20 protein-coding genes and 1 riboswitch are annotated in these 20,428 nt (G+C 69.8%); of the genes, 6 read left to right on the plus strand and 14 right to left on the minus strand.

Features of this window, described 5'->3' with window-relative positions:
- Positions 1–49: 49 nt before the first annotated feature.
- The 3 genes from ACHBTE_RS18285 to ACHBTE_RS18295 all read left to right on the plus strand — a co-directional run bounded on the left by ACHBTE_RS18285 (position 50) and on the right by ACHBTE_RS18295 (position 2,478).
- Positions 50–466 carry a VOC family protein gene (locus tag ACHBTE_RS18285; RefSeq protein WP_394724973.1) on the plus strand — a complete coding sequence of 139 codons (417 nt, stop codon included), beginning with the start codon at positions 50–52 and terminating at the stop codon, positions 464–466.
- Positions 467–503: 37 nt separating this feature from the next.
- Positions 504–1,625, plus strand: coding sequence for an LOG family protein (locus ACHBTE_RS18290; RefSeq protein WP_394724974.1), 1,122 nt, complete (start codon positions 504–506; stop codon positions 1,623–1,625).
- A gap of 154 nt (positions 1,626–1,779) precedes the next feature.
- Positions 1,780–2,478, plus strand: coding sequence for an LAETG motif-containing sortase-dependent surface protein (locus ACHBTE_RS18295; RefSeq protein WP_394724975.1), 699 nt, complete (start codon positions 1,780–1,782; stop codon positions 2,476–2,478).
- 75 nt (positions 2,479–2,553) lie between these two features.
- On the opposite strand, the gene ACHBTE_RS18300 is transcribed toward ACHBTE_RS18295, so the two are convergent.
- From ACHBTE_RS18300 to rlmN, 5 genes are all read right to left on the minus strand, one after another.
- On the minus strand, positions 2,554–3,351 hold the full coding sequence (locus ACHBTE_RS18300) for a maleylpyruvate isomerase family mycothiol-dependent enzyme (RefSeq protein ID WP_394724976.1): 798 nt from the start codon (positions 3,349–3,351) through the stop codon (positions 2,554–2,556).
- A 24-nt stretch (positions 3,352–3,375) separates the two neighbouring features.
- Entirely contained in the window at positions 3,376–4,395 is a 1,020-nt protein-coding gene (locus ACHBTE_RS18305; protein WP_394724977.1) for an ABC transporter ATP-binding protein, read from the minus strand.
- A complete protein-coding gene (locus ACHBTE_RS18310; RefSeq protein WP_394724978.1) occupies positions 4,396–6,099 on the minus strand; it encodes an ABC transporter permease in 1,704 nt (567 codons plus the stop codon). It lies immediately after the preceding gene.
- The gene (locus tag ACHBTE_RS18315; RefSeq protein WP_394724979.1) at positions 6,075–7,172 is read right to left on the minus strand and encodes a thiamine ABC transporter substrate binding subunit; all 1,098 of its coding nucleotides are present in this window, start codon (positions 7,170–7,172) and stop codon (positions 6,075–6,077) included. Before ACHBTE_RS18315 ends, ACHBTE_RS18310 begins: the two co-directional genes overlap by 25 nt.
- A gap of 76 nt (positions 7,173–7,248) precedes the next feature.
- Positions 7,249–7,354, minus strand: a riboswitch (TPP riboswitch).
- A gap of 24 nt (positions 7,355–7,378) precedes the next feature.
- Positions 7,379–8,485, minus strand: a complete 1,107-nt coding sequence (gene rlmN, locus ACHBTE_RS18320; RefSeq protein ID WP_394724980.1) for a 23S rRNA (adenine(2503)-C(2))-methyltransferase RlmN — start codon at positions 8,483–8,485, stop codon at positions 7,379–7,381.
- A 152-nt stretch (positions 8,486–8,637) separates the two neighbouring features.
- Between rlmN and ACHBTE_RS18325 the strand changes: the two genes are divergently transcribed.
- Complete coding sequence (locus ACHBTE_RS18325; RefSeq protein ID WP_394724981.1) at positions 8,638–8,835, plus strand: hypothetical protein; 198 nt, start codon at positions 8,638–8,640, stop codon at positions 8,833–8,835.
- Positions 8,836–9,242: 407 nt separating this feature from the next.
- Here the strand turns inward: ACHBTE_RS18325 and ACHBTE_RS18330 are convergent, their stop codons facing one another.
- Complete coding sequence (locus ACHBTE_RS18330) at positions 9,243–10,490, minus strand: choice-of-anchor Q domain-containing protein (RefSeq protein WP_394724982.1); 1,248 nt, start codon at positions 10,488–10,490, stop codon at positions 9,243–9,245.
- A 102-nt stretch (positions 10,491–10,592) separates the two neighbouring features.
- On the opposite strand from ACHBTE_RS18330, the gene ACHBTE_RS18335 reads away from it, so the two are divergent.
- Positions 10,593–11,291: a TetR/AcrR family transcriptional regulator gene (locus ACHBTE_RS18335; protein WP_394724983.1), complete on the plus strand. Its 699-nt coding sequence runs from the start codon at positions 10,593–10,595 to the stop codon at positions 11,289–11,291.
- 220 nt (positions 11,292–11,511) lie between these two features.
- On the opposite strand, the gene ACHBTE_RS18340 is transcribed toward ACHBTE_RS18335, so the two are convergent.
- The 6 genes from ACHBTE_RS18340 to rpsB form a co-directional block, all read right to left on the minus strand.
- Positions 11,512–11,961, minus strand: coding sequence for an SRPBCC family protein (locus tag ACHBTE_RS18340; RefSeq protein WP_394724984.1), 450 nt, complete (start codon positions 11,959–11,961; stop codon positions 11,512–11,514).
- Positions 11,962–12,100: 139 nt separating this feature from the next.
- Entirely contained in the window at positions 12,101–13,282 is a 1,182-nt protein-coding gene (locus ACHBTE_RS18345) for a phosphatidate cytidylyltransferase (RefSeq protein WP_394724985.1), read from the minus strand.
- A complete protein-coding gene (frr, locus tag ACHBTE_RS18350; protein WP_147994035.1) occupies positions 13,282–13,839 on the minus strand; it encodes a ribosome recycling factor in 558 nt (185 codons plus the stop codon). Before frr ends, ACHBTE_RS18345 begins: the two co-directional genes overlap by 1 nt.
- A 170-nt stretch (positions 13,840–14,009) precedes the next feature.
- Positions 14,010–14,768, minus strand: a complete 759-nt coding sequence (gene pyrH, locus ACHBTE_RS18355) for a UMP kinase (protein WP_394724986.1) — start codon at positions 14,766–14,768, stop codon at positions 14,010–14,012.
- Positions 14,769–14,963: 195 nt separating this feature from the next.
- The gene (gene tsf / locus ACHBTE_RS18360) at positions 14,964–15,800 is read right to left on the minus strand and encodes a translation elongation factor Ts (protein WP_394724988.1); all 837 of its coding nucleotides are present in this window, start codon (positions 15,798–15,800) and stop codon (positions 14,964–14,966) included.
- 153 nt (positions 15,801–15,953) lie between these two features.
- Positions 15,954–16,850, minus strand: a complete 897-nt coding sequence (gene rpsB, locus ACHBTE_RS18365) for a 30S ribosomal protein S2 (protein ID WP_394724990.1) — start codon at positions 16,848–16,850, stop codon at positions 15,954–15,956.
- Positions 16,851–17,273: 423 nt separating this feature from the next.
- On the opposite strand from rpsB, the gene ACHBTE_RS18370 reads away from it, so the two are divergent.
- Positions 17,274–17,834, plus strand: coding sequence for a murein hydrolase activator EnvC family protein (locus ACHBTE_RS18370; protein ID WP_394725033.1), 561 nt, complete (start codon positions 17,274–17,276; stop codon positions 17,832–17,834).
- A 936-nt stretch (positions 17,835–18,770) separates the two neighbouring features.
- Here the strand turns inward: ACHBTE_RS18370 and ACHBTE_RS18375 are convergent.
- Together ACHBTE_RS18375 and whiG are read right to left on the minus strand one after the other, a co-directional pair.
- Complete coding sequence (locus ACHBTE_RS18375) at positions 18,771–19,328, minus strand: TetR/AcrR family transcriptional regulator (RefSeq protein ID WP_394725034.1); 558 nt, start codon at positions 19,326–19,328, stop codon at positions 18,771–18,773.
- A 94-nt stretch (positions 19,329–19,422) separates the two neighbouring features.
- On the minus strand, positions 19,423–20,265 hold the full coding sequence (gene whiG / locus ACHBTE_RS18380; protein ID WP_394724992.1) for an RNA polymerase sigma factor WhiG: 843 nt from the start codon (positions 20,263–20,265) through the stop codon (positions 19,423–19,425).
- Positions 20,266–20,428 lie beyond the last annotated feature (163 nt).

Consider the following 20,428-nt stretch of genomic DNA (forward strand, 5'->3'; position numbering starts at 1 on the left):
CCCCGGTCTACCCCATCGAACAGCACACACCCCGATGGGAGAGACTCCGATGACCACGGCCTACCAGCAGATGATCTTCGTGAACCTGCCCGTGAACGACCTCGACGCCTCGAAGAAGTTCTTCACGGAGCTCGGTTACTCGCTCAACGCGCAGTTCAGCGACGAGAACGCGGCCTCGGTCGTGATCAGCGACACCATCGTCGCGATGCTGCTCACCAAGCCGTTCTACGCGACCTTCACCTCGAAGGAGATCGCGGACGCCACCCGCACCAGCGAGGTGCTGATCGCGCTCAGCGCCGAGAGCCGCGCACAGGTGGACGAGCTGGTCGACAGGGCGGTCGCCGCCGGCGGCACCGCCTCGGACCGGGTCCAGGACATGGACTTCATGTACGGGCGCTCCTTCGACGACCTCGACGGCCACACGTGGGAGGTCATCTGGATGGACCCCGCGGCCATCGAAGGCTGAGCCCCGCCCGCCGGAACTCCGGACCTAGCATGGGCGGGTGCAGACGATGCCCGCCCATGCGGCCCACCACGACGACCGTGAGATCGAGACCCTCGAGGAGTTCGACGCGACCGTCGCCTCGCGCGGCAGCCTGGCCGGATTCCGTGTCCAGGCGGTCGATCTGACGGACCGTACGCGCGAACTTCTCACCACGGACACCGCGGGCTCCGTCTTCCTCGGCTGCCCGATGCGCGAGGACGCGGCGGTGAAGATCCGCGCGGACGGCGCCCTGGTCTTCCCGCCCATACCGGACCTGCCCTTCGACCCCTACCGAGGGCATGTCTACTCCCCCGACGAGCTCTTCGCGTCCCTGCCGGACGGCTACGAGGCGACGCCCGACGCGAAGGCGTACGCCTGGTTCCAGCGGACCAAGGCGGACCGGGACATATACGCCTCCATGCTCCGCGCGGTCCACGACGACTCCGTCTCGGACGCGCTCGACGAACTCCTGTCCGGCACCCGGGTGGTGGGCGTCATGGGCGGCCACGCGATGCGCCGCGGCACCACGGCGTACGAGGGTGCCGCCCGGCTCGGCCGGGAGCTGGCCCGGGCCGGTTTCACCGTCGCCACCGGCGGCGGACCCGGCGCGATGGAGGCCGCCAACCTCGGCGCGTACGCCGCCCCTTACGGCGACGACATGCTCGCCGACGCCCTTTTGCTGCTGGCCGAGGCACCCGGCTTCACACCCTCGATCACCGGGTGGGCGACGGCCGCCTTCGAGGTGCGCGCCCGCTGGCCGAAGGGGGGCCGCTCGGTCGGCATCCCGACCTGGTTCTACGGCCATGAGCCGCCGAACCCGTTCGCCTCGCACATCGCCAAGTACTTCGCCAACGCCACCCGCGAGGACGGCCTGCTGGCCCGCTCGAACGCGGGTGTCGTCTTCCTGCCGGGCGCCGCCGGGACCGTACAGGAGATCTTCGACAACGCGACGCCGAACTACTACGAGTCGCGGGGCGAGCCCACGCCCATGGTCCTGGTCGACCGGGCGCACTGGACCGAGAAGCTGCCGGCGTGGCCGCTGCTGAAGTCGCTGGCGCGGGAGCGTTCGATGGAGTCGCGGATCGCCCTGGTCGACCGGATCGAGGAGGCTCCGGCCGCGTTGAAACGTCTCGGCGGTTAATGAGAGGGCAAAGCCAACGTCTGTTGACTGCATATGCGTTGACACTTCTTATGTCACGCTTATAAACCAGTGAGACTCCTGGGGACGGCGACACCACATCGCCGCCTCCGCTCGACCCCCCGCTGTGCTGCAACTCGTAAGGACAAACGTGTCCATGAACCGCCGTACCGTCGCACGTTCCGTGCGCGCCCTGGGTGTTGCCTCCGCGTCGGCCGCGCTGGCGCTCGGCCTCGCGGGCAACGCGCTCGCGTGCGACATCAGTGAATTCTCCGCCGAAGCCAAGTGCGACGGCGGCAAGGGCGTCATCACCGTCACCGACGTGGACCCCAGCGGTATCCCGGCGACCGTCAGCGTGTTCCTCCAGAACAACGGCGCCGACCTGAAGAAGGTCGGCGAGCAGGTGGTCAAGGGCTCGCGCGAGGGTGTCACCATCACCTTCGCCGAGGACTGGAAGCCGGACGCCGAGTACCGCATCCACGTCAAGGCCCCCGGCTATGTCGACGAGGACATCGAGCCGAACCTGACGACGCCGTCCACGGCCTGCAAGAAGGACGAGGAGGAGAAGCCGCCGGCTTCGTCCGACGCCCCCACCCCGTCGGACTCCGCCTCGACCCCGGCCGAGGAGACCGACACGCCCACCCCGGCGCCCTCGGAGAGCGAGAGCACCGCCCCCGCGGACACCGAGAGCAACGTGCCGTCCCCGGCGGCCGGTGACTCCAACCTCGCCGACACCGGTGCGAACTCCAACACCGGCATGATCGCCGGCATCGCGGTCGCCCTGGTGGCCGTCGGCGGTGGCGCGATCTTCTTCGGCCTGCGCCGCCGCGGGGCGAACAGCAACGACGACCGCTGACCCACCCGCACGCGCAACACCCTTGTGGCCCGTCCCCATCGCCGGGGGCGGGCCCGCCGCCTTTCCCGGGTGACGTCAGCCGAAGGTGGCCCGCTCCAGCCAGAACTCCAGCAGCTCCCGCTCGCCGAGCACCTCCACCTCGGGGCTGTCCAGCGGCAGCCGGCGGTAGAAGGCGAGCAGCACGGCGGTGAGGGGGCCGCGCAGCGCGACGGTCGCCTTCTCGTGGCCGCGACGCCAGGCGATGACGTCACCGGACAGGTCGATGAGCCACTCCGCGTCCACGTCGGGGCCGGTGTCGGTGGCGTGCAGGTGGATGCTGCTCCCCGGCAGACGCAACTCCCGCGCCGGGTCGTCCGGAAGGGTCCGCTGGGCCCACTCGACGATCTGGAGCCACTCGTCGATGGCGTCGGCGGCCACGTCCGGCGCCACCTCGTAGGGCTGTCCGGCGGCCAGCGTCGCGTCCGCGCGGTGGACGGTGAGTTCATGCGTCATACGGCGGGCCCAGAAACCGGCGTTGAGGATCCCCGCCCACCCCCACACCTTGGCGTCCGGGCCGGCCTCCCGCAGCGTCCCGACGAGCATCTCGCCGGTCTCGGCGAGCCAGGCGTCCAGCGCGGCGGCGTCGCCTTCGCCTTCGGGCCCCTCGAAGCCGGGCACCCGCTCCTCGGGTATCTCCTCCTCGGCGCGAGTCCGCACGGTCGCCTCGACCCAGCGAAGGGCGCCGCCGGTGTGCCGGACGAGCTGTTCCAGCGACCAGTCGGGGCAGGTCGGCACCGTCACCGACAGATCGGCGCCGGAAGTCACGACGGCCCTCAACAGGCCGATCTGGTGGGCGATTTCATCGCAGTAGCGAGCGTACGGAAGTGACGTCATGCCCGCACCCTACGCACATGATGATCAGCCCAGCACGACAATTTCGGCGGCGTCGAACTCCACGCCGACCACGTCCCCGACCTCCGGCGCCTCCCGCAGCGCACAGGCCGCCTCCAGGCGCGGCGCACCCTCCGGCTGGAGGTGCACGGCGACATGGGTGCCCTTGAACGTTCGCGCGGCGACCGTGCAGCGCAGCCCCTCGTCGGCGGCCACGAGCCGCACCCCGGCCGGCCGTACGAGCACCGCCCGCGTGCCCTGGGCGGCGCCCTCACCGACGGGGAGCTTCCCCCAGGGGGTGTCGGCGGCCTCCCCGGCGACCGTGCCCTCGACGACATTGTCGAACCCGAGGAAACGCGCCACGAACTCGTCCACCGGCCGCTGCCACACCGCCAGCGGCGTGCCGCTCTGCGCGATCCGCCCGTCCCGCATCACCACGACCCGGTCGGCGAGCGCGAAGGCCTCGCCCTGGTCGTGTGTCACGGCCAGCACGGTGGTGCCCAACCGGCCGAACAGTTCCCGCAGTTCCACGACCAGCCGCTCTCGCAGCGAACGGTCGAGCTGGCCCAGCGGTTCGTCCAGCATCAGCAGCCGCGGCCGGGGCGCGAGCGCACGCGCCAGCGCGACCCGCTGCTGCTCCCCGCCGGACAGCGAGGCGACGGCACGGCCGGCGGCCCCCGGCAGCCCGACGAGTTCGAGCAACTCCCGTACCCGCGCGGACTGTTCGTGCTTCGAGGCGCCCTGCATCCGCGTACCGAAGGCCACGTTGGCGCCGACGTCCCGCTGCGGGAAGAGCTGGTGGTCCTGGAACATCAGCCCTACGCCCCGCTTGTGCGCGGGCACCCCGGCCTGGTCCCGCCCGTCCAGCACCACCCGCCCGGCGTCGAGGGCCTGAAGCCCCGCCACCGCCCGCAGCAGCGTCGACTTGCCGCTGCCGCTGGGCCCGAGCACACAGACGATCTCATGCTCGGCGACATCCAGGTCGACGGCGTCGAGCACCGCCCGCCCACCGAAGCGGACGGTCGCCCCCGCAAGGCTCAGCAGCATCTAGAACTCCCCGGTCCGGTCGGTGCGCAGCCGCTCCAGCACCAGCAGCGCCACCGCGCACACCACCATCAGTACCGTCGAAAGGGCCATCGCCTGGCCGTAGTTGAGCTCGCCGGCCCGCCCCAGCAGCCGCGCCACGGCGACCGGCAGCGTCGGATTGTCGGGCCGCGCGATGAACACCGTCGCCCCGAACTCGCCGAGCGACACCGCGAAGGCGAACCCGGCCGCGATCAGCAGCGCCCGCCGCACCATCGGCAGATCGATCTCCCGCCAGACCCGCCACGGCGAGGCACCCAGCACCGAGGCCGCCTCACGCAGCCGATGGTCCACGGCCCGCAGCACCGGCAGCATGGTCCTCACGACGAACGGCACCCCGACCAGCGCCTGGGCCAGCGGCACCAGGATCCAGGTGCTCCTGAGGTCCAGCGGCGGCTCGTCCAGGGCGATCAGGAATCCGAAGCCGACCGTCACCGCGGACACCCCGAGCGGCAGCATCAGCAGTGCGTCGAAGCCGCGTACGAACCGGCCCGCGTCCCGCCGGGTGAGCGCCGCCGCGGCCAGACCGCCGATCAGCACGGCGATGGCGGTGGCGACGACGGCGTACTGCAGCGAATTGCCGATCGCCTCGATCGGGGCGACGAGGAAGACACCGCCGTCGGCATCGGTCAGCGCCCGGTAGTAGCCGAAATCGGGCGCGTCGAGCGAGCGCTGCACCAGCACGGCCAGCGGCAGCAGCAGGAGCACCACGACGACGGCCAGGACTGCGGCCAGCAGCGCCCACTGTCCCGCCCCGCGTGGACGCCGCGCGGTCACGGACGCGTCCACCAGGCGCAGCGCGCTCTCCCGCCGCCGTACGGTCCAGGCGTGCACGGCGAGGATCGCGCCCACCGCCAGGAACTGGATGACCGTCAGTACGGCGGCGGTGGACAGGTCGAAGATCTCGGAGGTCTGCCGGTAGATCTCCACCTCGAGGGTGGAGAAGGCCGGGCCGCCCAGGATCTGGACCACGCCGAAGGAGGTGAAGGTGAACAGGAAGACCATGAGCGCGGCGGCGGCCACGGCGGGGGCGAGCGCCGGCAGGGTGACGGTACGCCAGGCCGTGAGGCGGGACGCCCCGAGCATCCGCGCGGCCTCCTCCTGCCGCGGGTCGAGCTGTGCCCACAGCCCGCCCACCGTCCGTACGACGACGGCGTAGTTGAAGAAGACATGCGCGAGCAGGATCGCCCACACGGTCGTGTCGAGCCGTACGCCCCACAGCTCGTCGAGGAGTCCGCCGCGGCCGACCAGCGCGAGGAACGCCGTACCGACGACAACCGTCGGCAGCACGAACGGCACGGTCACCACGGCCCGCAGGATCTGCTTGCCGGGGAAGTCGAAGCGGGCGAAGACATAGGCGCCCGGCAGCGCGATCAGCAGGGTCAGCGCGGTGGAGGCGAGCGCCTGCCAGGTGGTGAACCACAGGACGTGCCGGATATCGGGCTGCCCGAGCACCTCCAAGAGCCGTCCGAACTGCCAGACCCCGTCGGCCTTCAGACCGCGCGCGACGATCGCGGTGACGGGGTAGGCGAAGAAGACCGCGAAGAACGCGACGGGCACGGCGACGAGGCCGAGCCGCACCGCCGCGCTCCGCGCGCGTCCCCTGCGGGGGGCGCCCGTCCGCGGGGCGCCCTCACCGGGGGTTACTTCAGTACGAGCGAGGTCCACGACTTGACCCAGTCGTCACGGTTGTCGGCGATCTTCGCCGGGTCCATGGTCTCGGGATCCTTGGCCTGCGGGCCGTACTTCGCGAACTCCGGCGGCACTTGTGCGCCCTCGCGCACCGGGTGGACGAACATGTTCAGCGGCATGTCCTCCTGGAACGTCTTGGTCAGCAGGAAGTCCAGGAGCGCCTTGCCGCCCTCGGCGTTGCCGGCGTTGCTGAGCAGGCCCGCGTACTCGACCTGCCGGAAGCAGGTGCCGCTCGCGACACCCGTCGGCGCGGTCTTCGGCCTGGGGTCGGCGTAGATCACCTCGGCGGGCGGCGAGGAGGCGTACGACACGACGAGCGGCCGGTCGGCCTTGGCCTTCTTGCCGCCGGCGGACCCGGAGAACTCCTCGTTGTAGGCCTGCTCCCAGCCGTCGACGACCTTGACGCCGTTGGCCTTCAGCTTCTTCCAGTAGTCCTGCCATTTGTCGTCCCCGTACCGGGCGGCGGTGCCGAGCAGGAAGCCGAGGCCGGGCGAGGAGGTGGAGGCGTTCTCGGTGACGAGGAGATCCTTGTACGCGGGCTTGATCAGGTCGTCGAACGAGGTGGGCGGGGTCAGCTTGTGCTCGCTGAAGTACGCCTTGTCGTAGTTGACGCAGATGTCGCCGGTGTCCACGGGTGTGACCCGGTGCTCGTCCTCGTCGACCCGGAACTCGGGGCGGACCGTGTCGTAGCCTTTGGGCTCGTACGACTGGAACAGCCCGTTGTCGAGAGCCCGCGAGAGCAGGGTGTTGTCGACGCCGAAGAAGACGTCGCCCTGCGGGTTGTCCTTGGTGAGGATGGCCTTGTTGACGGCCTGCCCGGCGTCGCCGTCCTCCAGGACCTTGACCTGGTAGCCGGACTGCTTCTCGAACGCGGCGAGGACGTCCTTGGACACGGCCCACGAGTTGTGGCTGACGAGCGTGACGGTCTTGGAACCGCCGCCGCCGGCGTCGCCGCCGTCCCCGTCGGACGACCCGCAGGCGCTCAGCGCGGGCAGCGCGACGAGACCGAGCCCGACGGCGAGGGCCGTGGCCTTCTTGGTGATGCTCACTAGTTCCTCCTGGGGTGACCAGGAAGAGACGCGGCCCCGCCCGGGTCCCCTGAGGGCTCCGGGCAGGGCGCAACAGCTCGAGTGGTGACCGATCTCCCTACCCAGAATGACCTGGGCCAGGTTCGGAGGGTCTGCGGCCGGTGCCGCACTCTCAGCGCTGTGGCGCTCCCCTGTCGGAATATGAAGATGTTCTTACGACGGTCAGACTACCGCTCGGTCGCGGCGAGCTGACCGCACGCCCCGTCGATCTCCTGACCACGGGTGTCCCGGATCGTCACCGGTACCCCGTGCGCGGCGATGGCCTCGACGAACGCCTTCTCGTCCTCCGGCCTGGAGGCGGTCCACTTCGATCCGGGCGTCGGGTTCAGCGGAATCAGATTCACATGCACGGGCCTGCCCTTGAGCAGCCGCCCGAGCCGGTCACCACGCCAGGCCTGGTCGTTGATGTCCCGGATCAGCGCGTACTCGATGGACAGCCGGCGCCCCGACTTGGCGACGTACTCGAACCCGGAGTCCAGCACCTCGCGCACCTTCCACCGGGTGTTCACGGGGACGAGGGTGTCGCGCAGCTCGTCGTCGGGGGCGTGCAGCGAGATCGCGAGCCGGCATTTGAAGCCCTCGTCGGCGAACCGGTGGATGGCCGGGACCAGCCCGACGGTCGACACGGTGATCCCGCGCTGGGACAGCCCCAGCCCGTCGGGCTCGGGATCGGTCAGCCGCCGGATCGCCCCCACGACCCGGTTGTAGTTGGCGAGCGGCTCCCCCATCCCCATGAAGACGATGTTGGACAGCCGAGCGGGCCCGCCGGGCACGTCCCCGTCCCGCAGCGCCCGCATCCCGTCCACGATCTGATGGACGATCTCGGCGGTCGACAGATTCCGGTCCAGCCCCGCCTGCCCGGTCGCACAGAACGGGCAGTTCATCCCGCACCCCGCCTGCGAACTGATGCACATGGTGACCCGGTCCGGATACCGCATCAGCACGGACTCGACGAGCGTCCCGTCGAACAGCCGCCACAGCGTCTTGCGCGTGGTGCCCTCGTCGGTCGACAGATGCCGTACGACGCTCATGAGCTCGGGAAACAGCTCCTCCCGCAGCTTGTCGCGCGACCCGGCGGGGATGTCGGTCCACTGCTCCGGCTCGTGCGCGTACCGCGCGAAGTAGTGCTGCGAGAGCTGCTTGGCACGAAACGGCTTCTCCCCGATCGCAGCGACGGCGTCCTTACGCTCACCGGGCGTGAGATCAGCAAGATGCCGCGGCGGCTTCTTGGCTCCGCGGGGGGCGACGAAAGTGAGTTCTCCGGGTGCAGGCATAACCCTTCCAGTGTGGCAGATCAACTGTGGGGGCCCGGGACGGAGCGGGGTGGGGGTGGTCACGCGTGATCGCCGCCGGGCGTCGATGGTCGGCCTCGCACGGCCCAGGGGGCACGCCCTAGGGATGGGATGATCGCTCCGGAGGGGGTCGAGTGGACGTGCTTGAACTGATGAAGTGGCTGGCCGAGCGCGGCGTCACGACCGTCTTCAAGGTCGACGGTGACCGAGTCATTGAGCGACGGGCGGCATGGATGGTCATCGTCAGCGGTGGGCCGCTCGGCGAGGACTCGTTCTTCCGTGCTGATCTGGCCACGCCGGACGCATGCCTTGACTCGTTGCTCGCCATCTAGAGGGCAAGGGGCTGTCCCCGTTCGCATGATCAGCATGTCCCGCAGAGGCGTCGCCGCCGCTCGTAGCTACCGGTGAGTCGGGCATCCTGGCCGATCTCGGCGAACGTTCCAGGCCACCCGCGCGCGCTCTCACACACATGCGGGTGGCCCATGCTCCCAAGAGAAGGGAACGGCCTCACCATGGGCAAGCCCAGCAAGCTTTTCCACCTAGCCCCTATCCCGTCGTGGGTCACCGGGCTCGCTTACATCGGCGCTCTTATGGCTGGCGTGGTGCTGATCACAACCCGTAGCGCAACGCCTGCGGAGGCCTCCGGATTGTGGCGCCGTTCCTTGTGATCTATGAGCGGGTGCTCGTCCACCGCGCGTCCGAGTAGCCACATGTGGGCTCACATCCTCGGCAGACGGAATCACTTCCGGTACTCGAAGGCCCCGATGTCACACGCCGGCCCTTGAGGCCGCAGGACGCCGCGCTGGTCTGCGGAGGGGCAGTCGGAGCCGGAGGCGGTGTCGAGGGCGGGGCTGCCGGGCAGCAGTGCCACGGTGTCTGTCGGTCCGCCGTTGTCACCGAGGGGCGCGAGGTGGGGATCACGGCTGGGGAGATCGCCTTCGGCCGTGAGGTGGCAGCTGTTTCCGCTGTCGAGGTTGTTGCCCCGGGACTCGATGGTGGCGAAGACGCGCTTGCAGTCGCTGGTGGCCTGGCCGATCGTGTTCTCGGCGATGATGGTGTTCTGCAGGGCGAGGTGACCCAGCGGCAGGTTGATGGGGTCGGTGATGGGCCCGGGCAGGCTGTCCAGGTAGGCGGGGGCGATATTGATCCCGCCGCCGCCGTCGGTGGCGGTGTTGCCGGTGATCGTGGAATTGCGGATGTCCACCAGGCCGCGGCCTCGTATGTCGATGCCGCCGCCATAGCCGGACAGGCTGCCCGGACGGTCCCAGTCGTCGGTCACACGGTTGTCGGCAATCGTGGAATTGACCACGGTACCGGTGTCGTCGAACCGGATGCCTCCGGCCTCACCCGCTGTGTTGCGGCTGACGGTGCTCTCGATCAGCGTCAGATGGGAGCCGGGGATGTTGAAGATGCCTCCTCCGTAGCCGGCACGGTTCCCCGTCACGGTCACCCGGCGCAGCGTCATCTTCTTGCTGTTGGCGATGCCACCTCCGCCGGGGTCGGTAATGGGTACTTCCCGCTGCTTGGCGTCTCCTCCCGTGAGGGTGAGGTCGGACAGCGAGGTGTCGGCACCCATGCGGAAGACCCGATCGATGTGGTCGGCGTCGATGATGGTCGTCCGCGCCCCGGCTCCCAGGACGGTGGTCGGCTCGAGGATGTTCAGATCGCCTGTGGTCGGGTCGGCGGTGCGCCCGTTGAGATGGTCGGGATTGGGCGGAATGGTCAGCCGGTAACGGGCGGCCGGTAACTCGATCGTGCTGCCGGGCCGGGCGTTTGCGGCCATGACAGCCGCGCGCAGGGTGCAGGTTCCGGTGGCGGTGCGGCAGACCCCGTCGGACGCGTTGGCATCCACGGCGTCTTCGGTGGAGTCGACCGTGAAGGTCGCGGGCGCGGTGGCTGCTTGCGCAGGGGACGGGGCAACGGCAACGGTCCCTGCGAGGGCCGCCAGCAAGACGGTCAACGCCGAGGGGGCAGTCGGTTTTCTCATGGGGTGGGCTCCTACTTCGGGAGTGGGCTACTGCTTCCGGACCATGTGACACAACATCAGAAACACTCGCGTATATAACGTGTACCAAAATGTTTCTCACCCATGAAAGATTCATTCCGGCCGCTGCTGCAGCCGAGTCTGACCGACCTTCCTCGCGGGCCGCACGGGCTCGCGCGTGAGCTCGTGACGGGCTCGCAGCGCCAGCGGCTGCTCCATGCGATGACGGTCGTGGTGGCTGAAAAGGGCTACATCGCCGCGACCGTGGCCGATGTGACGGCACGGGCGGGCGTGTCGCGCAAGACGTTCTACGAGCTGTTCGCGGACAAGGAAGAGTGTTTTATCGCCGCGGCGGACATAGGCCGTGAGCTGATGGTCAAGCGGCTCGAGGCGTCGTTCGCGCGCTCGTCGGCGCAGTCGCTCTCTCCAGTGGCGACGTTTCGTGCCTCTATCCGTGCCTATCTCGAGCTGATCGCCGAAGAGCCGGACTTCGCCGTGGCGTTCTTCCTGGAGACGGCGGCGGCCGGCGGCCGAGCGCGGGAGCACCAGGACTCCTGCCGCTCCTGGTTCGCCCAGACGATGCGCGCCTGGCACGCCAAGATTCCCGGCCGCCGCCGTGTCCCCCCTGAGACCTACATGGCCGCCGCAGACGCCACATACGAAGCTGTCTGCCGCTGTCTGCGCCAAGGGCGCATCGGTGAGGTCCCTGCCCTGGAGGACACGGTGCTGTACGTCTGTCTCGCCCTGCTGGGCGTGGCCAATCCGGTAGCGGACGCCGAAGAGGGTGAGCCGGGAGAGGTGTGAGCAGCGGGCCGGGCACGGCTCGGGCAGGCATGAGAGGTCCGAGCCGCCCTGCCCGAGCGAGCGCTACCGAGCCATGGTCGACGTGGGCTACGGCTGCGGTCTCCGACCAGGGAAGATCATCGATCTGGCCGGGCGAGGAGCGCGGGTCTGACGGCACACACGTGCCCTGTGTGCGTGGCCCGGCCCGCGTGTCCGCCGCACCGGTCCTCGTCGTCCGCCCTCAGCCGCCCGGGCGCTCCAACCTGGTCTTGAGGAGTTGTTCGTCGCGGGGCAGTTCCTTGCGAACCTGTGGACGGACGACCAGGGGGATCAGGGCCTTGCCCAGACCGTGCCCTTCGAAGTCGATGTCGATCGTGAGGCGGGAGCGGCGCCCGTCGTCTAGGGGCTCTATCTCGCCGTGGGTGCGGGGGCGGACCGGGCCGTCCACGCCGTGCAGATCCCAGCTGTGCGGGGGGTCCAGCTCGTCGAACTCCACGGTCATCGGGACCTGGCGGTTCCCGATCCGGCGGGTGACCCGGATCCGGGAGCCGGTCTGGACGGGCCCCTCGTCGAGCCGTTCCGCCGAGACCGCGCTCAGCTGCCATTCCGGCAGGTGGGACGGGTCGGTGACGTACGCGTAGAGCTCGTCCGGCGTGCAGTCGACGTCGACGACTTCTCGGATGGCGGTCATGACGACCCCCTTTTGGATGCCTTCGATGACGTACGTACACCGGAATCGTCCCACTTGGGAGCGGGGGGCACCATCGCAGTGCGCCCTCGCAGAAGAAACCCCCGCTCGCGACGAGCGGGGGTTTCCTGTCACGGTCCGGTCAGGCCGATCCGACGAAGATCACCATAAGCAGCCACACCACGGGCGCAGTGGGCAGCAACGAGTCCAGCCGGTCCATGATCCCGCCGTGCCCCGGCAGCAACGTGCCCATGTCCTTGATGCCCAGGTCCCGCTTGATCATCGACTCGCCGAGGTCACCCAGCGTGGCGCTGGCCGCGACGGCGAGACCCAGCAGCAGGCCCTGCCACCAGCTTCCGTCGTCGATCAGGAACTCCATGCACAGCGCGCCCGCCACCATCGCGAAGCTCACCGCGCCGAGCAGCCCCTCCCGGGTCTTGCCCGGGCTGATCCGCGGAGCCAGCTTGTGCTTGCCGAAGCGCCACCCGACGGCGTAGGCGCCGGTGTCGCTGACCACCGTCAGGAGCAGGAACGTGAGGACCCGGAAGGCCCCGTCGTCGGCGGTGAGCATCATCGCCACGAACGTGGCCAGGAACGGGACGTAGAACGCCGCGAAGACGCCCGCGGTGACGTCCCTGAGGTAGCCCTCGGGCGGGTCCGTCATCCGCCAGACCAGTACGGCCAGCGCGGTGAGCGCCATCGCCACCCAGGCACCCTCGGCACCCCGGACGTATCCGGCGACGACCATGGCCGCACCGCCGACAGCGAGCGGGACGAGTGGCGCCTTGATGCCCTTGCGCTCCTCGAGCCGCTTGGTCAGCTCCCACAGACCCACGACGACGGCGACCGCGACCACGCCGACGAACACGGCCTTGACGACGAACAGCGACGCGACGATCACCACGCCGAGCCCGACGCCGACCCCTATGGCCGCACCCAGGTCGCGCCCCGCGCTCTTCTTCTGCGGCTGGGGCGCCGGCTGCGGGGCGTCGGGCATGGGCTCCGGATTCTGCGGCGCCGCCTCGAAGGGCCGCGCCTGCGGCGAGTCGTAAGGCCGCACCTGCGGCGAGTCGTAGGACCGCGTCTGCGGTGGCTGGTCGCGGAACAAGGGGCCGCTCAGCCGAGCGGCCCCCCGGTCGTCATCCTGGTCTCCGCCGTACGCGGGTACCTCGGGCACGATGGGCATGGGGCGAGTCTGCTGCGCCTCAGGCGCATCGTACGCGGGACCCGCCGGGGCAGCCCCCTGGACAGATCCGCGCTCGGTGGGCGCCCAGTACCCGGCCTGCCCGGCCCCGGTCGGCGACCTCCAGGAAGAGTCGTTCATCAGACCTCGAGCAGCTCCGCTTCCTTGTGCTTCAGGAGCTCGTCCACCTGAGCGACGTATTTGTGCGTGGTGTCGTCGAGCTCCTTCTCCGCACGCCGGCCCTCGTCCTCGCCGATCTCGCCGTCCTTGATCAGCTTGTCGATGGCGTCCTTGGCCTTGCGGCGGACCGAGCGGATGGACACGCGCGCGTCCTCGGCCTTGCCCTTGGCGACCTTGATGTAGTCGCGACGGCGCTCCTCGGTGAGCTCGGGGAACACCACCCGGATGATGTTGCCGTCGTTGCTCGGGTTGACGCCGAGGTCGGAGTCCCGGATCGCCTGCTCGATGTTGCGCAGCGCGCTCTTGTCGAACGGGGTCACGACGGCCATGCGCGGCTCCGGCACGGAGAACGAAGCCAGCTGGTTGATCGGCGTCGGCGCACCGTAGTAGTCGGCCACGATCTTGTTGAACATCGCCGGGTGCGCACGGCCGGTGCGGATCGCGGCGAAGTCCTCCTTGGCGACCACGACGGCCTTCTCCATCTTCTCCTCGGCCTCGAGGAGGGTCTCTTCGATCACCACTTGCTCCTGCGTGTCTTGAGTAAAGGCCCGGCTGCGGTTCCTGGGTGGGGGGCGGCGGCCGGCTGCGTCGCGTCTTCTTCCTGCACGGTTCCCGACCGGCAGGACATTGTCCATCCCCCGGTCCGGGTCCGTCCCGTCCGTCCCCCGGACGGGGTGGTTCTCGGGCGTCAGCCCTGACTGCCCTGCTCACCCACGAGCGTGCCGATCTTCTCACCCTTGACGGCGCGCGCGATATTGCCCTCCGTCAGAAGCTCGAAGACGAGGATCGGCAGCTTGTTGTCGCGGCACAGGGTGATCGCCGTGGCGTCGGCGACCTTGAGGTCGCGCGTGATGACCTCGCCGTAGCCGAGGGAGTCGAACTTGACCGCGTCGGGGTTGGTCTTGGGGTCGGCGTCGTAGACCCCGTCCACGCCGTTCTTGCCCATGAGCAGCGCCTCGGCGTCGATCTCCAGGGCGCGCTGGGCGGCGGTGGTGTCGGTGGAGAAGTACGGCATGCCCATACCGGCGCCGAAGATGACCACGCGGCCCTTCTCCAGGTGGCGCACGGCGCGCAGCGGGATGTACGGCTCGGCGACCTGGCCCATGGTGATGGCGGTCTGGACCCGGCTGTCGATGCCTTCCTTCTCCAGGAAGTCCTGGAGGGCGAGGCAGTTCATCACGGTGCCGAGCATGCCCATGTAGTCGGAGCGGGCCCGGTCCATGCCGCGCTGCTGGAGCTCGGCACCGCGGAAGAAGTTGCCGCCGCCGATGACGACCGCGATCTCCGCTCCGTCGCGCACGACGGCGGCGATCTCGCGGGCGATCTTGTGCACCACGTCCGGGTCGACGCCGAGGCCCCCGCCACCGGAGAAGGCCTCTCCGGACAGCTTCAGCAGAAACCGGCCGCGTACTTTGCCGTCGTCGCTCTTCTGGGCCTTGGTGGTCATCGAGATCCCGCCTTTGTTACGTGGTGCACATACGAAGAAGGCCACTGCCGGTTGGGGTGTGTTTCGCATCCCATGCGCGGCAATGGCCTCCTCGTCAGATCTGCTGTCGTCCGTCACGCGCGCGTGCGTGGTGACGGCGTCCGCGGACGACTGCCTTCGACCCTATCGGGGTCGGGCGTCGATCGCGGTACGGACTCAGATGCCGACCTTGATGCGCGTGAAGCGCTTCAGGGTGACACCGGCCTCGTCCAGGACCTTCTGGACGGACTTCTTGTTGTCGAGCGCGTACGGCTGGCCGAGCAGCGTGGCGTCCTTGAAGAAGCCGTTGAGGCGACCCTCGACGATCTTCGGCAGGGCGGCCTCGGGCTTGCCCTCGGCGCGGGTGGTCTCCTCGGCGACGCGACGCTCGGACTCGACGACCTCGGCCGGCACGTCCTCCTTGGAGAGGTACTTCGGCGCGAAGGCGGCGATGTGCTGGGCGATGCCCTTGGCGACCTCGGCGTTCGGCTTGTCCAGCTCGACGAGGACACCGATCTGCGGGGGCAGGTCGGGCATCGTGCGGTGCATGTACGCGAGGACGAAGCCGTCGTCGAACTGGGCGAAACGGTCCAGGACGATCTTCTCGCCGAGGTTGGCGTTGGCCTCGTCGACGAACGCCTGGACGGTCTTGCCGGCCTCGATCTCGGAGGCGAGCAGGGCCTCGATGTCGGCCGGGGAGGTCTTGGCGACGTGCTCGGCGATCGCGGTGGCGGCGGCCTGGAACTTGTCACCCTTGGCGACGAAGTCCGTCTCGCACTTCAGCTCGACGAGGACACCGGAGGAGTTGTCGTCGGCGATGAGCGAGACCACAGCGCCGTTCTCGGCGGAGCGGCCCTCGCGCTTGGCGACGCCCTTCTGGCCCTTGATGCGAAGCGCCTCGACGGCCTTCTCGACGTTGCCCTCGGCCTCGTCCAGCGCCTTCTTGCAGTCCATCATGCCGGCGCCGGTGAGCTCACGGAGCTTCTTGACGTCAGCGGCGGTGTAGTTCGCCATGAGTCTGTGAATCTTTCTCGAAGTCTGGAAGATCGAAGATCTACGGAGTCTGCGGCTCCCATGGAGTAGCCGGTGCCGCCGACCTTCCGTCGACCTACGGGTGAACGGCGGGAGCGGATTTCATGCCGCTCCCGCCGTCGACGCCGACGGGTGTCAGGCCTGCTCGCCCTCGGCGGCCGGGGCCTCGGCAGCGGGGGCCTCGGCAGCGGGGGCCTCGGCGGCCGGAGCCTCGGCCGGCTTCTCGGCCTCGGCGGCGGCCGGGGCCTCGTCGGCCTTCTTCTCGCCCTCGAGCAGGTCGCGCTCCCACTCGGCGAGCGGCTCGCCCGCGGCCTTCTCGCCCTTGCCCTCCGTCGCCACGCCGGAACGGGCGATGAGGCCCTCGGCGACGGCGTCGGCGATCACACGGGTGAGCAGGGTGACGGAGCGGATCGCGTCGTCGTTGCCCGGGATCTTGTAGTCGACCTCGTCGGGGTCGCAGTTGGTGTCGAGGATCGCGACGACCGGAATGTTGAGCTTCCGGGCCTCACCAACGGCGATGTGCTCCTTCTTGGTGTCCACGATCCAGACTGCGCTGGGCACCTTCTGCATCTCGCGGATACCGCCGAGGGTCTTCTCCAGCTTGGCCTTCTCGCGCGAGAGCACGAGAAGCTCCTTCTTGGTCAGACCGGACGCGGCGACGTCCTCGAAGTCGATCTGCTCGAGCTCCTTCAGACGCTGAAGGCGCTTGTAGACGGTCGAGAAGTTGGTGAGCATGCCGCCCAGCCAGCGCTGGTTGACGTAGGGCATGCCGACGCGGGTGGCCTGCTCGGCGATGGCCTCCTGCGCCTGCTTCTTCGTGCCGACGAACATGACCGTGCCGCCGTGGGCGACGGTCTCCTTGACGAACTCGTAGGCGCGGTCGATGTACGACAGCGACTGGAGCAGGTCGATGATGTAGATGCCGTTGCGCTCCGTGAAGATGAAGCGCTTCATCTTCGGGTTCCAACGACGGGTCTGGTGACCGAAGTGGACGCCGCTCTCCAGCAGCTCCCGCATCGTGACGACGGCCATGGCCGTATCTCCTTGAATGTTCTCGGTTGTGCCGCGGATGCCGGACGGCTTCCGCGCCTGACGCCCACATGCGCCGTGCCACGAAGGACCGAGGGGCGCTGATACGGACCGTCTCCGGTTGTCGTATCGGGGCGTGCGAAGTCGACCCGGTGACCCGGATCGCCAGAAGAAGTGTACGGGACCCGCGAGGCACCGGGTGACGCCGCTGTCCACAACCGGGGGGTTGTCCACAGATACCGGCCATGATCGGCGGGGGTGCGGGACGGTTCTCGTATGCGAGAGAAGCGATGGGCGGAGGCGCCGGGCGCGCCGGGGACGGCCGCGGCGGCAAGGGCAGCGGGGACGGCAGGCGCTGCGGGGACGGGCAGAAGAGCGCGAACGGGCAAGGCTGTGTGGCGGCCGTCCCGGGTGGGCGGACGGCTGCTGTTCCTGCTGCTCCTGACGGCCGCGGTCCTCCTGGCACCGGCCCCCCGACTGACCCTGACCGCCACCGGCGCGCCGACCCCGCCGGTCCCGGATCCCACGGTGCCGGCGGTCGGCCGAGCATGGCCGGTGGGCTCCCGCCCACCGATCCTCCGCACTTGGGAACCCCCTGCGACACCGTACGGTCCCGGCCACCGGGGCGTGGATCTGGCGGCCCCGGCCGGCGCGCCCGTACGGGCGGTGGCGGCGGGCCGGGTGTCGTTCGCGGGCCGGGTCGCGGGCAAGGGGGTCGTGTCGGTGGAGCTGAAGGGGACGGGAGATCCACCCGTGCGGACGACATACGAGCCGTTGCGGGCGTCCGTGCAGAAGGGGGACGAGGTGGCGGCGGGGGAGGTCGTGGGGACGGTGGAGCCGACCGGGTCGCACTGCGGAGACACGTGCGTGCACTGGGGGCTGCGGAGGGGCGACGTTTACCTGGACCCGTTGTCCTTGCTCCCACCATGGCTATTGAGCAGGGGGCCGTCGAGACTGCTGCCGGTACTGGGGGTTCCACTTCCGTGACGGGCGGCGGCGTCGGCGTCCATCACGCCGGGCCGCGTCGGAGCCGCGCAAGCCGAGGCAGACGTCTTCTCGGGCCGGTCGCCAGCCTCACTGGGCCGCCCCCGGCCGCCACGGGCCGGTCCTACCGGCAGGCCGATGCCGCCGGTAGGCCGCTGCTGCCGTCGGCAGGCCGATGCCGCTGCCGATGCCCGGCCGATCCCATCGATGGGCCCGTCCCATCGCCAGGCCCGTTCCGCCGATACGCGAGTCCCACCGCCAGGCCCTCCCGTCGTAGGCCAGTCCCGTCGATACGCCGATGCCGCCGTGAGCGGATCCCGCCGACAGGCGGTCCCATCCCTAAAAGCCGATGCCTCGCCAGGCCAATCCGCAACGCAGGCCAGTCCCGCCGCTACACCGATCCCGCCGCCAGGTCCGCCCTGCCGCTAGCCGATCCCTCCGCCGAGCCGGACCCCACCGTCAGGCCGGAGGCGCCGCTGGGCCAGACGCGTCGCTGGGCCAATGCACTGCTGAGCCGATCACGCCGCCAGGCTGGCTCCATGGTCAGAGCGCCCCTGCGCTGCCGAGCCGGTCCCCACCACCAGGCCGGTAGCTACGCTGAGCTGCTCTCGCCGCCAGGCCAATCCCGCCGCTACGCCGACCTTTCCCCCAACGCCCACCACCAGGCCAGTCCCGCCACTGAGACCCGCCGGCCGCTAAGCCGATCTTTCCCCCGAGCCGGTCCGCTGAGGCACTCCCGCCACTGAGTCGCAGCCTCCACTGAGGCGCTCCTGCACCCATAAGCAGCACCCCCTCCTCCCGGACTCCGCGCCCCTCCCCCGGCCGGCCGGGGGAGCACGAACTCGCTCGAATCAGCGCCGGGCGCCACCGTCCAACCCCAAGCGACCCAGGCCGCCCAGGCCCACTCACGCCCAGGCCCGGCCCTGTCCGATTCGGCCGTCAGCCGCGAACCCCCCGCAAGGCCATCCCCACGGCGGCCTCGATGATGACCGACGGCTCCTCCGCCGCACCCAGCTCGATCCGCCGCACGGCCGCGTCCACGACGCCTTGCAGCAACATCGCCGCCAGGCGGGGCTCCGCGTGCCCCATCTCCCCCAGCGCCTCGACGATCATCGCGACCAGCCCGCCGTGGGCCGCCCGGATCTTCTCCCGGGCCCCCGCGTCCAGCTCGCTCGCGGAGATCGCCACCACGGCCCGGTGCCGCCGGTCCCCGACCAGGGCGAGCTGCTGCCGCACATAGGCCTCGACCTTGCCCTCGGCCGTCGACGCCCGCTCCATCGCAGCCGAGACATCCGCGGCCCACACGGGAAAGTCGACCTCGCACAGCTCCTCGACCACGGCGGCGCGTGACCGGAAGTACTCGTACACGGACGACCGCGCGAGCCCCGTCCGCTCGGCGAGAGCCGGGAAGGTCAGCGCTTCCGTCCCGCCTTCGGACAACAGGGAACGGGCCGCGTCCAGCAGGGCGGCTCGCTGCATCGACCGGTGCTCGGCCACGGAGGCCGCTCGAATCCTTGGCACGTCAACCACTGTACGGACGCGTCACCGAGGACGGGAGTCTCTCGGGGAACCCCGCGCGCGCCCCGCTCTGTCAGCGGCCGAAGCCGGCCAACTTCGCCCGCAGCTGCAACACCGACTTGGTGTGGATCTGGCTCACCCGGCTCTCGGTCACACCCAGCACATTGCCGATCTCGGCGAGGGTCAGCCCCTCGTAGTAATACAGCGTCACCACGGTCTTCTCCCGCTCGGGCAGCGTGTTGATCGCGCGCGCCAGGAACCGTCGCAGCTCCCGGTCCTCGGCGACCTCAACGGGGTTGTCCGCGGCGGTGTCCTCCAGCGTGTCCATGACGCTCAGTCCGTCGCCGCCCTCGCCCCCGACGTGCAGCAACTCCTCCAGCGCCACCACGTTGGCCAGCGACAACTGGCTGAAGACCGCGTGGAGTTCGTCCACCGCGATCCCCATCTCGACGGCCACCTCCGCCTCCGACGGCGTCCGCCGCAGCCGCGCCTCCAGGGTCGCGTACGCCCGCTCCACGTTGCGCGCCTTCTGCCGTACGGACCGTGGAATCCAGTCCAGGGCCCGCAGCTCGTCGATCATCGCGCCCCGGATGCGGGTGATCGCATACGTCTCGAACTTGATCTCCCGGTCGATGTCGAACTTCTCGATCGCGTCGATCAGCCCGAACACCCCCGAGGACACGAAGTCCGCCTGCTCGACGTTGGGCGGCAGACCGACGCTGACCCGGCCCGCCACGTACTTGACGAGCGGCGAGTAGTGCAGGATCAGCTGCTCGCGCAACCGCTCGTCCCCCGTCGCCTTGTACGACCGCCACAGCTCGTCGAGCGTCGAGGGAGCGGGCGGTCGCACGCTGCCACCGTCACGGGCGGCTGGGGGGATCGCCGCCCGGTCGGACCCGGAGGTGTGCTGGGGCATTCGTTGCCTTGTGCCGTTCTGCCGTGAAGTGCGGCTGCCTGGGGGAGCTGCCGGTCTGACGTCGTTCTGGTGCCGTTCGGGGGTCGAGGTGCCGTTCTGCGCCGGAATCCTCGTGAGCGTAGCGTGACTGCGGTGTCGCGGTGCGCGAAGGGCGGAGCACAAG

Source organism: Streptomyces sp. M41, assembly GCF_043673425.1.
Lineage (GTDB): Bacteria > Actinomycetota > Actinomycetes > Streptomycetales > Streptomycetaceae > Streptomyces.

Coding starts and splice junctions, on each gene's coding strand:
- whiG (WP_394724992.1), bottom strand. CDS start 20,265: ATGCCCCAGCACACCTCCGGGTCCGACCGGGCGGCGATCCCCCCAGCC.
- rlmN (WP_394724980.1), bottom strand. CDS start 8,485: ATGCCTGCACCCGGAGAACTCACTTTCGTCGCCCCCCGCGGAGCCAAG.
- rpsB (WP_394724990.1), bottom strand. CDS start 16,850: ATGGCCGTCGTCACGATGCGGGAGCTGCTGGAGAGCGGCGTCCACTTC.
- ACHBTE_RS18285 (WP_394724973.1), top strand. CDS start 50: ATGACCACGGCCTACCAGCAGATGATCTTCGTGAACCTGCCCGTGAAC.
- ACHBTE_RS18345 (WP_394724985.1), bottom strand. CDS start 13,282: ATGAACGACTCTTCCTGGAGGTCGCCGACCGGGGCCGGGCAGGCCGGG.
- ACHBTE_RS18340 (WP_394724984.1), bottom strand. CDS start 11,961: ATGACCGCCATCCGAGAAGTCGTCGACGTCGACTGCACGCCGGACGAG.
- tsf (WP_394724988.1), bottom strand. CDS start 15,800: ATGGCGAACTACACCGCCGCTGACGTCAAGAAGCTCCGTGAGCTCACC.
- ACHBTE_RS18295 (WP_394724975.1), top strand. CDS start 1,780: ATGAACCGCCGTACCGTCGCACGTTCCGTGCGCGCCCTGGGTGTTGCC.
- ACHBTE_RS18330 (WP_394724982.1), bottom strand. CDS start 10,490: ATGAGAAAACCGACTGCCCCCTCGGCGTTGACCGTCTTGCTGGCGGCC.
- ACHBTE_RS18300 (WP_394724976.1), bottom strand. CDS start 3,351: ATGACGTCACTTCCGTACGCTCGCTACTGCGATGAAATCGCCCACCAG.
- pyrH (WP_394724986.1), bottom strand. CDS start 14,768: ATGACCACCAAGGCCCAGAAGAGCGACGACGGCAAAGTACGCGGCCGG.
- ACHBTE_RS18305 (WP_394724977.1), bottom strand. CDS start 4,395: ATGCTGCTGAGCCTTGCGGGGGCGACCGTCCGCTTCGGTGGGCGGGCG.
- ACHBTE_RS18335 (WP_394724983.1), top strand. CDS start 10,593: ATGAAAGATTCATTCCGGCCGCTGCTGCAGCCGAGTCTGACCGACCTT.